Below are 16,061 nucleotides of genomic sequence, written 5' to 3'. Positions count from 1 at the left end.
ATCAAGGTCGGCTGGCCGAACAGCACGCGCACGTCGGCACTCAGGCCGGCCTGACGCATCCGTTCGATCAGGCTGACGGCCAGCAGCGAGTGGCCGCCGAGTTCGAAGAAATGGTCGTGACGGCCGACGCGCTCGACCTTGAGCAGGTCCTGCCAGATCTGCGCCAGGGTGGTTTCGATTTCACCTTGGGGAGCTTCGTAACCGCGGCTGATCAGTGCGTCGTGGTCGGGTGCCGGCAGGGCCTTGCGGTCGAGTTTGCCGTTGGGAGTCAGCGGCAGTTCGTCGAGGTGTACGTAGGCCACCGGGACCATATAGGCCGGCAGTTGCGCTTGCAGGTGGCTGCGCAGGGTTTCGATGTCCACCGCTTCTGACTGGGTGAAATAGGCGACCAGGCGCTTGTCGCCTGGCACGTCTTCGCGGGCCAGTACCACCGCTTCTTTTACCGATTCATGCCGGGCAAGCCGGGCTTCGATCTCGCCCAGTTCGATGCGGAAACCGCGGATCTTCACCTGGTCGTCGTTACGGCCCAGGTACTCGATATTGCCGTCCGGCAGGTAGCGACCTAGGTCGCCGGTCTTGTACATCCGCGCGTTCGGCTCGCTGCTGAACGGATCCTTCAGGAAGCGTTCGGCGGTCAGGTCATCACGGTTCAGGTAACCCCGCGCGACACCGGCACCACCGATGTAGATTTCCCCTGGGACGCCCAATGGCACCGGTTGTTTATGTTCGTCCAGCAGGTAGAACCGGGTGTTGGCGACCGGTTTGCCGATGTGGGCGGCAAAGCCGTCCTCACGGGCCATCGACACCCAACTCGAATAGGTCGTGGTTTCCGAAGGGCCATAGAGGTTGCACAGACGCTTGACCGAAGTCTGTTCGAACAGCGCCTCCACCAGACTGCGCTTGAGGGCTTCGCCGGCCACGTTGACCGTGTCCACACCCTCGCCCAGTCCACCGGCTTCCAGCAGCGCCTTGAGCGCCGACGGTACGGTGTTGATCAGGCTGATGTCGTGCTCGCCCTGTTGCAGTTCCAGCACATTAGTGACCACCTCGATGCTGCCGCCGCTGGTCAACGGTGCAAAGCACTCATAGACCGCCAGGTCGAAGTTCAGCGAGGTCGAGAACAGGGTTTTCGACAAGGTGTTCGAGTCAAACGAACGATGGGCCCAAGTGAGGAAGTTCACCGTGTTGCGGTGTTCGATCATCACGCCCTTAGGCAGCCCGGTCGAACCGGAGGTATAGATCACATAGGCCAGATGCGACGAGGTCAACTCAGGCACCTGCGGATTCAAGACGGATTCGTCCTGCCACAAGCCGCTGTCGAGGTCGATCACCGGCATCGAGGCACCTGCCAGCAACCCGAGAGTCGCCGTCTGCGCCAACACCGCCGCCGGCGCACTGTCCTCCAGCATGTAGGCAATCCGATCCGCCGGATACGCCGGATCCAGTGGCACGTAACCGCCACCCGCTTTCAGGATCGCCAGCAATCCGACCACCATGTCGAGGCCACGCTCGACACAGATCGCCACCCGCGAATCCGGCCGAACGCCTTGCTTGCGCAGGTAATGCGCCAGGCGGTTGGCCCGTTCGTTCAGTTCGCGATAATTGAGATATCGTTCGCCATGCAGAACGGCCACATCAAGTGGAGTCCGTTGTACCTGTTCCTCGAACAGCCCATGAATGGTCTGCTCCAGCGGATATTCAGCGTCGGTGGCATTGAACGCCACCAGCAACTGCTCACGTTCCGCTTCCGGCAGAATCGGCAGATCGGCCAGCGACGAGTCAGGCGCACATTCCAACGCCTGGACCAGACTCGCCAGCGCCGCTTCCATATAGGCACAGATCCGCGGCGCGCCGATCCCGCTCACCACCTGGACGGTGAGGCTGAAATCCTCGCCCAGATCGTCCACCGAGAGCATCAGCGGGTAGTTGGTCCGTTCTTCGCCGCTGAGCACCTCAATACCGCTCCAGGCAGACGGAGCCTGGTTCGCATCGGTGTGGCGATAGTTGAGCAAAGCACTGAACAGCGGCGTCGGCGCCTCCACACCACTGCAACGCTGGGCCAGCGCCAATGAAGCATGCTCATGCCCCAGCAACGCAGTCAATCGGCCATGGGTGGCCCTCACACCTGCACGGGCAGACATCTGTCCCAGGTTCACCCGCAGCGGCAGCGTGTTGATGAACATGCCCAGCGCACGGTCGGCGCCCTCTCCGCCCTGCATCCGGCCCATCAACACGGTGCCGAACACCACATCATCGCGGCCCGACACACGGCCCAGCACCTGCGCCCAGGCCAGATGGACCAGGCTCGCGACACTCACACCGAGCCGGCGGGCCTGAATCTTCAAGTCCTGGCTCAGGCTGCCGGCGAGCGCCAACGAAGCTTCCTCGATTCCCTGTCCCGCGCCCTGCACATCGTGCAGGCCAAACGGTAGCGTCGGCTCGTCCACCTCACCGAGCATGTCGCGGAAGAAGCGCTCGTGCTCCTGTTGGCTGACACCCAGGCGAGCCTGGGCCACATAGTTGCGATAAGGCATCGCTGCCGCCAACTGCCCGGTCTGCCCGAGCAAGTGCGCCTGCATCTCCTGGCGCACCACTTCCAGCGCCGTGTGGTCGAGGGCCATATGATGGAACAGCAGGGTCGCGACCCAGCGCTGGTGACTTGCATCCTGGGCAAAACGGATGCACATCAGCGGTGCCTGACGGATATCCAGGCGATGGTGCCGGGCATCGAAGCGCGCCTGCAACTGAGCGGCGATGTTGCCGTCCTCATCCCGCAACAACACCTGCTCGACGCCCAGCGACGCCTTGCGCCAGACCACTTGCACCGGCTCGTCCAGCCCTTCCCAGGCCATGGCTGTGCGCAGAATGTCGTGGCGATCGATCACGCCTTGCAGGGCCTGGGTGAAATCGTCCAGGCGTTCGCGACTGTCGAAGGCGAACTGCGCTTGCAGCACGTAAGGGTCGCCCTGTTCAGCGGCCAGATGGTGATAGAGGATACCCTCCTGCAACGGCGCCAGCGGATAGATGTCCTGCACGTTGCGCGCGCCACCCGGCACAGTGTCCACGATGCGATCGATGGCGTCCTGGGACAGCGATACCAGCGGCAGCATGGCCGGGGTGATGTACTCGCAATCCGAAGGAATCAGGTTGGCCGGGACATTCACCTCGTTGCTCTCGCCAATGGCCGATGCCAGCGCCGCCAGGGTCGATTGATTAAACAGGATACGCACGTCGGCACTCAGGCCGGCCTGACGCATCCGTTCGATCAGGCTGACGGCCAGCAGCGAGTGGCCGCCGAGTTCGAAGAAGTGATCGTGACGACCGACGCGCTCGATCTTGAGCAGGTCTTGCCAGATCTGCGCCAGGGTGGTTTCAACTTCGCCTTGCGGGGCTTCGTAACCACGGCTGATGACCGAATCCAGGTCCGGCGCCGGCAGGGCTTTGCGGTCGAGTTTGCCGTTGGGAGTCAGCGGCAGTGCGTCGAGGTGTACGTAGGCCACCGGGACCATGTAGGCCGGCAGTTGCGCTTGCAGGTGGCTGCGCAGGGTTTCGATGTCCACCGCTTCGGATTGGGTGAAATAAGCCACCAGGCGTTTGTCGCCCGGCACATCCTCGCGGGCCAGTACCACCGCTTCTTTTACCGATTCATACCGGGCAAGCCGGGCTTCGATCTCGCCCAGTTCGATGCGGAAACCGCGGATCTTCACTTGATCGTCGTTGCGGCCCAGGTATTCGATATTGCCGTCCGGCAGGTAGCGGCCCAGGTCGCCGGTTTTGTACATCCGGGCGTTGGGCGTGGCGCTGAACGGATCCTTCAGGAAACGTTCAGCGGTGAGGTCGTCGCGGTTCAGATAACCCCGAGCCACACCCGCGCCGCCGATGTAGATTTCGCCCGGTACGCCCAGCGGTACCGGTTGCTTGTGCTCGTCCAGCAGATAGAACTGAGTGTTCGCCACTGGTTTGCCGATGTGCGCGGCAAAACCGTCCTCACGGACCATGGACACCCAACTCGAATAGGTCGTGGTTTCCGAAGGACCATAGAGGTTGCACAGACGCTTGACCGAAGTCTGCTCGAACAGCGCCTCAACCAAGCTGCGCTTGAGGGCTTCGCCGGCCACGTTGACCGTGTCCACGCCCTCGCCCAATCCACCGGACTCCAGCAGGGCCTTGAGCGCCGATGGCACAGTGTTGATCAGGGTGATGTCGTGCTCGCCGTGTTGCAGTTCCAGCACATTAGTGACCACTTCGATGCTGCCGCCTGACGTCAACGGTGCGAAGCATTCGTACACGGCCAGGTCGAAGTTCAACGAGGTCGAGAACAGCGTCTTCGACAGGGTTTGCGCATCGAACGACTGATGTGCCCAAGTCAGGAAGTTCACCGTGTTGCGGTGTTCGATCATCACGCCCTTAGGCAGCCCGGTGGAACCTGACGTGTAGATCACGTAGGCCAGATGCGCCGAAGTCAGCTCGGCTACCTGCGGATTCGAGACGGACTCGTCCTGCCAGAGCCCGCTACCCAAATCAATCACCGGCATCGAAGCTCCGGCCAACAACCCGAGAGTCGCCGTCTGCGCCAACACCACCGCCGGCGCACTGTCTTCCAGCATGTAGGCAATCCGATCCGCCGGGTACGCCGGATCCAGTGGCACGTAACCACCGCCCGCCTTGAGGATCGCCAGCAATCCGACCACCATGTCGAGCCCACGCTCGACACAGATCGCCACCCGAGAGTCCGGCCTCACACCCTGCCCGCGCAGGTAGTGCGCCAACTGGTTGGCCCGCTCGTTCAGTTCGCCATAGTTCAGACGCTGATCGTCATGCAGCACTGCCAGCGCATCCGGCGTGCGCTGCACCTGCTCCTCGAACAGCCCGTGAATAGTCTGTTCCAACGGATATTCAGCGTCGGTGGCATTGAACGCCACCAGCAACTGCTCACGTTCCGCTTCCGGCAGAATCGACAGATCGGCCAGCGACGAGTCAGGCGCACATTCCAACGCCTGGACCAGACTCGCCAGCGCCGCCTCCATATAGGCACCGACCCGCTGCGCGTCGACGCCACTCACCGCCTGGACAGTGAGGCTGAAGCCTTCGCCCAGATCGTCCACCGACAGCGCCAACGGATAGTTGGTCCGCTCCTCGCCACCCAATGCCTCGATACCTTGCCAGGCTGACGACCCTTGCAATGCGAGGGGCTCCGCCATCGAATGGCGGTAATTGAGCAGCGCACTGAACAACGGCGTCGGTGCGACCACGCCACTGCAACGCTGGGCCAAGGCCAGGGAAGCGTGCTCGTGCCCCAGTAACCCGGTCAGCCGCGCATGTGTCGCCAACACGCCATCGCGCACGCTCCGCGCGCTCACCTGCACACCCAGCGGCAAAGTATTGATGAACATACCCAGCGCTCGGTCGGCGCCCTCGCCCCCTTGCATCCGGCCCATCAGCACGGTGCCGAACACCACGTCTTCGCGACCCGATACCCGGCCCAGCACCAGGGCCCAGGCCAAGTGATGCAGACTGGCCGCGCTCACACCCAACCGACGGGCCTGACTGCGCAGACGACGGCTCAGATCGATAGCCACCTCTTGCCTGGCCTCCTCGACATCGCTGCCGTCGCCACGGACATCCTGCAACCCGAATGGCAAGGTGGGTTCGTCGATGGCACCCAGCATGTCGTGGAAGAACGCTTCGTGTTCTTCACGGCTCACACCCAGGCGGGCCTGGGCCACATAGTTGCGATACGGCACCGCAGCGCCCAACTGCCCGGCCTGCCCGAGCAAGTGCGCCTGCATCTCCTGGCGCACCACTTCCAGCGCCGTGTGGTCGAGGGCCATATGGTGGAACAGCAGGGTCGCGACCCAGCGCTGGTGACTTGCATCCTGGGCAAAACGGATGCACATCAACGGCGCCTGGCGGATATCCAGGTGCTGCCGGGCGTTCAACTGAACAGCAATGTCGCCGTTCTCATCCCGCAACAACACCTGCTCGACGCCCAGCGACGCCTTGCGCCAGACCACTTGCACCGGCTCGTCCAGCCCTTCCCAGGCCATGGCCGTGCGCAGGATGTCGTGGCGATCGATCACGCCTTGCAGGGCCTGGGTGAAATCGTCCAGACGCTCGCGGTTGTCGAAGGCGAACTGCGCTTGCAGCACGTAGGGGTCGCCCTGTTCGGCCGCCAGGTGGTGATAGAGAATCCCCTCCTGCAACGGCGCCAGCGGGTAGATGTCCTGCACATTGGCCGCGCCGCCCGGCACGGTCGCGACGATGCGGTCGATGGCGTCCTGGGTCAACGTCACCAACGGCAGCATGTCGGGGGTGATGCGTTGGCAGTCCGACGCAATCAGATTGGCCGGAACGTTCACCGCGTTGCCGGCATCGTCGCCGACAGCCGCTGCCAGCGCGGCCAGGGTCGGTTGGCTGAACAGCACGCGCACGTCGGCACTCAGGCCGACCTGACGCATCCGTTCGATCAGGCTGACAGCCAGCAACGAGTGGCCGCCGAGTTCGAAGAAGTGATCATGACGTCCCACTTGTTGCAGACCCAGCAGGTCCTGCCAGATCTGCGCCAGGACGGTTTCGGTCTCGCCTTGCGGGGCTTCGTAGCCACGGGTGATCAGTGCATCGTGTTCCGGAGCCGGCAAGGCCTTGCGGTCGAGCTTGCCATTGGGGGTCAACGGCATGGCGTCGAGCCGCACGTAAGCCACCGGCACCATGTATTCCGGCAACTGCCCTTGCAGGTGACTGCGCAAGGCTTCGATGTCCGCTGTTTCGTTCACCGGCGTGAAATAGGCCACCAGGCGTTTGTCGCCGGGTACGTCCTCGCGGGCCAGCACCACCGCTTCTTTTACCGATTCATGCCGGGCAAGCCGGGCTTCGATCTCGCCCAGTTCGATACGGAAACCGCGGATCTTCACCTGGTCGTCGTTACGGCCCAGGTATTCGATATTGCCGTCCGGCAGGTAGCGGCCCAGGTCGCCGGTCTTGTACATCCGGGCGTTCGATTCGCTGCTGAACGGGTCCTTGAGGAAACGCTCGGCGGTCAGGTCATCGCGGTTCAGGTAACCCCGCGCGACACCGGCACCACCGATGTAGATTTCCCCTGGGACGCCCAGCGGTACTGGCTGTTTGTGTTCATCCAGCAGGTAGAACTGGGTGTTGGCGACCGGCTTACCGATGTGCGCGGCAAAGCCGTCCTCACGGGCCATCGACACCCAACTCGAATAGGTCGTGGTTTCCGAAGGACCATAGAGGTTGCACAGGCGCTTGACTGAAGTCTGCTCGAACAACGCCTCCACCAGACTGCGCTTGAGCGCTTCACCGGCCACGTTCACCCTGTCCACGCCCTCGCCCAGCCCGCCGGATTCCAACAGCGCCTTGAGCGCCGACGGCACAGTGTTGATCAAGGTGATGTCGTGCTCGCCGTGTTGCAGTTCCAGCACATTAGTGACGACTTCGATGCTGCCGCCTGACGTCAACGGTGCGAAGCATTCGTACACGGCCAGGTCGAAGTTCAACGAGGTCGAGAACAGCGTCTTCGACAGGGTTTGCGCATCGAACGACTGATGTGCCCAAGTCAGGAAGTTCACCGTGTTGCGGTGTTCGATCATCACGCCCTTAGGCAGCCCGGTGGAACCTGACGTGTAGATCACGTAGGCCAGATGCGCCGAAGTCAGCTCGGCTACCTGCGGATTCGAGACGGACTCGTCCTGCCAGAGCCCGCTACCCAAATCAATCACCGGCATCGAAGCTCCGGCCAACAACCCGAGAGTCGCCGTCTGCGCCAACACCACCGCCGGCGCACTGTCTTCCAGCATGTAGGCAATCCGATCCGCCGGATAGGCCGGATCCAACGGCACGTAACCGCCACCCGCCTTGAGGATCGCCAGCAACCCGACCACCATGTCGAGCCCACGCTCGACACAGATCGCCACCCGAGAGTCCGGCCGCACACCCTGCCCGCGCAGGTAGTGCGCCAACTGGTTGGCCCGCTCGTTCAGTTCGCCATAGTTCAGACGCTGATCGCCATGCAGCACCGCCAGTGCATCCGGCGTGCGCCGCACCTGCTCCTCGAACAACCCATGAACGGTCTGTTCCAGAGGGAAATGGGCTGCGGTGTTGTTGAAGTCCTGCAACACCTGCCTGCGCTCGTTTACAGACAGGATTTCCAGATCGTTGATCGCGGATTCCGGCGCACGTTCCAGTGCCTCCACCAGGCTCGCCAGGGCCGTCTGCATGTAGGCGCCGACCTGGCGGGCATCGACCCCGCCGGCCGTCTGCACGCTCAGCAGGAAGCCTTCGCCCTGATCGTCCACCGACAACATGCACGGATAGTTGGTCCGCTCCATGACCTCCAACACCTGGGTACCGGCCCAACGCTCGACACTGTCGCCTTCCTGGAGCGGACTGTGCCGATAGTTCAGCAAGGCACTGAACAGCGGCAGCGAAGCCGGCACGCCACTGCAACGCTGGGCCAGGGCCAGCGAGGCATGTTCGTGCCCCAACAGGGCCGTCAGGCGCGCGTGGATCGCCTTGACCCCGGCGCGTACGCCCTGCCCACCCACATCGACGCGCAACGGCAAGGTATTGATGAACATGCCCAAGGCGCGGTCCGCGCCCTCGCCACTTTGCATGCGGCCCAGCAACACGGTGCCGAAGACCACGTCTTCACGGCCGGACACGCGCCCCAGTACCCTTGCCCACGCCAGGTGATGCAAGGCTGCCGCGCTCACGCCGAGTTGACGCGCCTGCTGCCGCAGGCGCCGGCAAAGATCCGGATCAAGATTCAGCTTGACCTCTTCGACGCCCCGACCATCTCCCTGGACCTCCCGCAGGCCGAACGGCAGCGTCGGCTCGTCGACATCCGCGAGCATGTCGCGGAAGAAGCGCTCATGCTGCTCACGCGACACGCCCAGCAGGGTTTGCGCCACGTAATGACGGTAAGGCATGGCCGCTTCCAGGCGGTCGCCCTCGCCATTGAGGAACGCCAGCATTTCCTCCTGCATCACGTCCAGCGCGGTGTGGTCCAGGGCGATGTGGTGGAACAGTAAAACAGCGATCCAGCGCTGGTGCACACTGTCCCAGGCACAGGCCAGACGCATCAGTGGCGCCTTGTCGAGGTCCATCCGGCAACGGCGAGGATCGAACATCCCTTGCAGTTGCGCCGCGATATCGCCCCTGGCCGGATCGAGGGCCTGCTCTTCGAGCATCAACCGGCACTGGCGCAGAACCACCTGCAACGGCGTCTCGAGGCCTTCGCGCAGCAGCGCGGTCCTCAGGATGTCGTGCCGGTCGATCACGGCCTGCAACGCTGCGACGAAGCCGTCGAGTTGCGCGCGGCTGTCCATGGCGAAAGTGGCTTGCAGCAGATAGGGATCGCCTTCTTCGGCGGCGATGTGGTGGTAGAGAATGCCCTCCTGCAACGGCGCCAGCGGGTAGATGTCCTGGACATTGCCGACACCGCCCGGCACACCGGCGACGATCCGGTCGAGGGTATCCTGGTCCAGCTTCACCAGCGGCAGCATCGACGGGGTGATCCGTTCGCAGCCGGCAACAATGCCGTTGGCCGGTACGCTCAGCTCGGCACGACTGCCCACTGCCGCTGCCAGGGCGGCCAAGGTCGGCTGGCCGAACAGCACCCGCACATCGGCGCTCAGCCCCGCCTTGCGCATCAACTCGATCAGTTTCACCGCCAGCAGCGAATGCCCGCCCAGCTCGAAGAAATGATCGTGCCGCCCCACCTGCCCGACACCGAGCACGTCAGCCCACAACCCCGCCAGCGTGGTTTCCACCTCGCCCAATGGCGCTTCATATGCACGGCTGGCGAAAGCGTCCGCCTCCGGGACCGGCAGCGCGCGGCGGTCGAGTTTGCCGTTGGGCGACAAGGGCAGTTTTTCCAGGCGCACGTAGGCCGCCGGCACCATGTAGTCCGGCAGCAACGCCTGCAAATGCGCACGCAATGCGTCGGCCTCCGGTGCCGCATCCGTCACCTGGGCGGTGATGTAGGCCACCAGGCGTTTCTCGCCGGGTTGGTCTTCACGGGCCACGACGGCCGCTTCCTTGACTCCGCCATGCTGGCAAAGCCGGGACTCGATCTCACCCAGCTCGACACGGAAGCCACGGATCTTGATCTGATCGTCGTTGCGTCCCAGGTACTCGATATGCCCGTTGGGCAAGTAGCGGCCCAGGTCTCCGGTCTTGTACAGGCGCGCCTGCTCATCGGCCGCGAACGGATCGCGGACGAAGCGCTCGGCGGTCAAGTCAGCGCGGTTCAGGTAGCCATGGGCAACGCAGATGCCGCCGATGTGGATCTCGCCGGCGACACCGACCGGAACCGGTTGCTGCTGTGGGTCCAGCAGGTAGATACGGGTGTTGGCCACCGGCTGCCCGATGGCGGGCAGCGTCGGCCAGGCGGCGACATCGTCCGGCAGCGTCAGGGCGGTGGTGACGTGGGATTCGGTCGGCCCATAGTGGTTGTGCAGGCGGCAGCCATCCAGGCGCTCGAACAACGCACGGATCTGTGGCGTGATGCGCAACTGTTCGCCAGCGGTGATGACATCCTTCAAGTCGCAGGTCAGCGGCGTGTCTTCACGCTCGCCGGCGACCGCTTCGGCCAGGGCCTGCAGGGCGATGCACGGCAGGTACAGGCGTTCGATGCGCTGTTGGCAGATATGCTCGAACAGGCGATGGAAATTCAGGCGGATGTCGGCGTGGATCAGCGACAGCTCGCCGCCGGCACACAAGGTGCTGAAGACTTCCTGGAACGCCACGTCGAAACCGAGTGCGGCAAACTGCAAGGTGCGCGCAACGGCACGCCCCTGCTGTGCGGCTTGCTCGATTTGCCACTGCATCAGGTTGACCAGGGCCCGATGCGGCATGGCCACGCCCTTGGGCTGGCCGGTGGAGCCCGAGGTATAGATGACATACGCCAGGCTGTCGGGGTTCAGGCCGCTCGACTGGGCATCCGGGTTGGTGGACGGCTGCCGGTCGATGCCGGCGGCGTCGCGATCCTCACTGTCGAGCAGCAAGGCCGGAACACCCGCCGCAGGGAAGCGTTCCTGCAGGCTGCGCTGGGTCAGCAGCACCTTCGGTGCGCTGTCTTCCAGCATGTAGACCAGGCGCTCGGCCGGGTAAGCCGGATCCAGCGGCACATAGCCGGCCCCGGCCTTGAGGATACCCACCAGCCCCGCAACCATTTCCAGGCTGCGCTCCACGCAGATCGCCACCCGGTCGTCGGCACGGATACCCCACTCGATCAAACGATGGGCGATCTGGTTGGACAGCCGGTTCAGTTCACCGTAGCTCAGGCTCTGCCCCTGATACGTCAGCGCAACGGCCTCAGGCTGAGCTTCGGCGTGGGCCTCGAACAGTTGATGGATCAGCAGCCCCGACGGGTACACCGCATCGAAGTCATTGAAGTCGCGCAGCAACTGCTGGCGTTCGTTGGCAGGGACAAAGGCCAGCGTGTGCAGCGGGGTATCGCCATCCCGGTCGAGGGCATCGGCCAATGCTTCGAGTACGGTGTGCACGTAGCCACATACCCGCTGCGCGCCGATCCCGGCCACGGTTTGCACGGTCAATCCAAACGAATCACCGAGGTCATCCACCGACAGCGACAGCGGGTAGTTGGTCCGTTCTTCGCCGCCGAGGATTTCCGCGCCGGCCCAGATTCTGGCCTGGCCCGCATCCTCGCCCGCCTGTGCCGCCACGGCGGTCTGCCGATAGTTCATCAGCGCACTGAACAGCGGCGCCGGCGCCGCAACGCCACTGCACCGCTGTGCCAACGACAACGGCGCGTGTTCGTGACCCAGCAGCGCCGCCAGGCGGCCATGGGTCGCCTGCAACGCCGCCAGTATCCCCTGGTTCCCCGCCTCGACCCGCAACGGCAGGGTGTTGACGAACATGCCCAAGGCATGTCCGGCCTCCTGCCCGCTGTGCAACCGGCCCATCAATACGGTGCCGAACACCACGTCCTGACGATTGGACAAGCGCCCCACCACCTGGCCCCAGGCCAAGTGGTGCAGGCTGGCGGTACTGACCCCCAGGCGTCGGGCCTGGGCACGTAGGCGCCGGGCAAGTCCGACCTCCAGCGACAGCGTCGCCTCTTCGATGCCGCTGCCGTCGCCCTGCACATCCTGCAGGCCCAATGGCAGCGTCGGCTCGTCCACGTCACCGAGCATCTCGCTGAAAAACGCCTCGTGTTGCTCGGGATGATTGTCCAGGCGGACCTGAGCCACATAGTTGCGATAAGGCACCGACACCGGCAGCTCCGCCGCGCGACCTTGCAGGTGCGCATCGATTTCCTTGCCCAGCATGCCGAGTGAGGTCGCGTCATCGATCAGGTGATGGAACAGCAACACCGCCACCCAACTATCGCTGACAATATCTTCGGCAAAGTGAATACGCATCATCGGCGCCTGACGCAGATCGAAGCGGGTATGGCGCGGATCGAAACGGACCTGCAACTGGCCGGAGATGTCGCCATCGGCCGGGTCCAGGGCCAGCTCTTCGACCATCAGGCGCGCCTCGCGCCAGACCACCTGCACCGGTTCGCCGAGCCCTTCCCACGCCACCGAGGTGCGCAGGATGTCGTGCCGGGCGATGACCGCCTGCAAGGCCTGCCCGAAGGCTTCCAGCTGTTCCCGAGTGCCGAAGCGTAACAGGGCCTGCAACAGGTACGGATCGCCTTCGCTGGTCGCCAGGTGGTGATAGAGAATGCCTTCCTGCAACGGCACCAAACCGTAGATATCCTGCACATTGTCCGCGCCGCCCGGTACGGTTGCGACAATGCGATCGATTTCACCCTGGGTCAGGGTCACCAGGGGCAGCATATCCGGGATAATGCGCTCGACATCCCGGGGAATCCGATTCTCCGGCACCACCACACCGCCGCTGGTGCTCGTGGCAGCGGCCAGGGTCTGCAGCGTCGGCTGGCCGAACAGCACGCCCACGTCGGCGTTCAAGTCCAACTGGCGCATGCGCTCGATCAGCTTGACCGCCAGCAGCGAGTGGCCGCCCAGCTCGAAGAAACGGTCGTGACGCCCCACCTGCTCGACGCCCAGCAGCTCGGCCCACAACGCGGCCAGGGTGATTTCCACCTGACCCACCGGCGCTTCATAGCTACGACGGGCAAACGCCTGCGAATCGGGAGCCGGCAGCGCCTTGCGGTCGAGCTTGCCGTTGGTGGTCAGCGGGAAGGCGTCGAGCATCACGAAGGCACTCGGCACCATGTAGTCCGCCAGCGAGCCCAGCAGCTCGCTGCGCAACTCGCCCGCAGACACGCAGGCGCCGTCTTCGGCAAGCACATAGGCCACCAGCCGCTTGTTCCCCGGCTCGTCTTCCCGGGCGATCACCACCGCCTCGCGCACTTTTGCGCAGGCCGTCAGCCTCGCTTCGATTTCACCCAGTTCGATACGGAAACCGCGGATTTTCACCTGTTCATCGTTGCGCCCCAGGTATTGCAGTTCGCCGTTGTGCAGCCAGCGACCGAGGTCGCCGGTACGGTACATCCGTGCGTTCGCACCGGTGTCGAACGGATCGGGCAGGAACCGCGTTTCATTGAGCTCCGGCCGGTTCAGGTAGCCTCGCGCCACACCGGCGCCCCCTACGTACAACTCGCCCTCCACGCCCTTGGGCACCGGCTTGCCGTACTTGTCCAGCAGGTACAGGCGCAAATCGGGAATCCGCTTGCCGATCGGGCTGACACCGATCAACTGGGCATCGGCCGCTTGCAGCGCACGATAGGTCACATGCACCGTGGTTTCGGTGATGCCATACATATTCACCAGTTGCGTACCGGCATTGATTTCCCGGGCGTACCACGGTTTGAGGATGCCGGTTTCCAAGGCTTCGCCACCAAAGATCACCTGGCGCAGGCTGTGCTTCAGCTCGCTTTCGCCCTGGGCCGCGATCAACTGGCGGAACGCGCTTGGCGTCTGGTTCAACACCGTGACGCCCGCCTCGCACAACAGCGCATAGCAATCCTGCGGCGAGCGGCTGACCAGTTGCGGCACCACCAGCAGGCGACCGCCGTGGGTCAGCGCACCCCAGATTTCCCAGACCGAGAAGTCGAAAGCGAAGGAATGGAACAGCGCCCACACGTCCTGTGGGCCGAAGTCGAACCAGGATTGCGTGGCCGAGAACAGCCGCGCGACGTTGCGGTGCTCGACCATCACGCCTTTGGGCAGGCCGGTCGAGCCCGAGGTGTAGATCACATAGGCCAGGTGATGGGACGCCAGGGTACCGATATTCGGATCGTGCCGTGGCTGCTCGGCAAACCCCGCGGCTTCTGGCTGATCGAGCAGCAGCACCGGGACGGCCGGCGCAGGCACCTGGTCTTGCAGCGCTGCTTGGGTCAGCAATGCCACCGGCGAGCTGTCTTCGAGCATGAAGGCCAGGCGGTCCAGGGGATAGGCCGGATCCAGCGGCACATAACCGGCGCCGGACTTCAGGATACCCAACAGGCCAACGATCATGTCCAGGCCGCGTTCGACGCAGATGGCCACCCGGTCATCCGGGAACACACCCAGGGCCAGCAGCCGATGGGCGACCTGGTTTGCCCGGGTATTCAGTTCGCCGTAGGTCAGGGTCTGTCCTTCATGGATCACCGCCACCGCGTTCGGCTGTGCGGCGGCCCGCGCTTCGAACAAGCCATGGATCGTGCGGTCGTGCTCATACCGCTGCGCATCGCTCACGTTCCAGGCCTGGAGCAGACGGGCTTCAGCCGGTGTCGGCAGGACAAAGTCCCGGATCGGCAGCGTATCGTCGCCCAGTCCCTGCTCCAACACGTGGACGAAGCGCTCGGCCATCGCCTCGATTTCATCGGCCTGCAGGAATGCCTGGTTGTAGATCCAGTGCACCCAGGCATTTTTCTCGTTGGGGTTGGTCCGGAAATGGATCGCCAGCGGCATCTGTTCCTGGCCGTTGGAACTCTTCACCGAATAGGCCGTGGCATCGCCGAACCGGTATAGATAGTTCTCTTCCTCGTAGGAGAACGACACATCGAACAGCTGCGCACGATTGTCACGCCGCAGCTCCAGAGAGCGATGAATGTCGCTTAGAGGGAACCGTTGGTAGCGATAGTCCTGCTTGAGCGCGCGCGCCACCTCCTGGATCAGCTCGCCGAACGACAGGTCATCGGCGAATCTCAGGCGCATGGCACTGACCTGGGTGAACAACCCCACGGTCTGCTTGAAGGTCGGATTGGAGCGATTGAGGATCGGCAGGCCCACCACCAGCTCGTCACGCTGGGTCGTGCGAACAAAGTACACGTACAACGTCGCCAGCAGCACCGGGAAACGCGAGACCTGATGGGTCAGCGCCAGGGCATCGATCCGCTCGTTCAGCATCTGTGGGAACGGCGTCATGGCATGGGCGCTGGGCACCACGGGCTCGACGTAGCGATCACGGTAACGGGCGGTGAACAATGGGTCCGGCACATCATCCCGGTATTTGTCGAGCCAGTAGGCCTGGTCCCGCTGGAAACGGTCCGAGTCGTGGTAACGGGCATCATCCTCGATGAACCTGGCATAGGACGGTGCCGACAGGTCGGGCTCGCGGTTTTCCTCCAGCGCGTTGTACAGGTCACTGAGGGACGCGAGCATCAGGTTGATGCCCCAGCCGTCCTGGATAATGTGGTGCAGGTTGACGACGAAATAGAACGAAGCGTCGTTGAGCTTGATCAGGTAGAAGCGAAACAGCGGCCCTTTTTCGAGCTCAAATGCCACTTCCAGCCCCTGTTGCACCCAGGTCTGGGCCGCGGTCTGCGGTTCGGGGCGATTGGAGAAGTCGATCAGCGGGACCCGCACCTCCAGCGACTCGACCAGGGTCTGCATGGGCACGCCGTCGCCACCGACGTCGCAGTGCAGGACCGTGCGCAAGGCATCGTGCTTGCGAACCAACAGTTCGACTGCCTGCTGGATACGATCAGGGTCGACGACGCCCTGGATATGAAGGTAGCCACCCATGGTGTACAAGGGCGAGTCGCCCTTGGTCATCTGGTCCAGCCAGATATCCCGCTGGGACGCCGTCAGCGGATAGGTTGCTGCAAGCTCCAGGGACTGGTTCAT

General features: G+C 63.7%; 1 protein-coding gene (only partly in view). It reads right to left on the bottom strand.

What is annotated here, in order from left to right; genetic code table 11:
- Positions 1-16,061, bottom strand: the 5' portion of a protein-coding gene (locus tag FBX99_RS25565; RefSeq protein WP_145133297.1) for a non-ribosomal peptide synthase/polyketide synthase. 12,991 nt of this gene lie to the left of the window's left edge; only the first 16,061 of its 29,052 coding nucleotides appear in the window; its start codon is at positions 16,059-16,061; its stop codon lies beyond the left edge, outside the window.

It is taken from the genome of Pseudomonas sp. SJZ074 (assembly GCF_007828215.1).
Classification (GTDB): Bacteria; Pseudomonadota; Gammaproteobacteria; order Pseudomonadales; family Pseudomonadaceae; genus Aquipseudomonas.
Note: the sequence above shows the minus strand (reverse complement) of the source record. Positions and strands in the feature narration are given on the sequence as shown.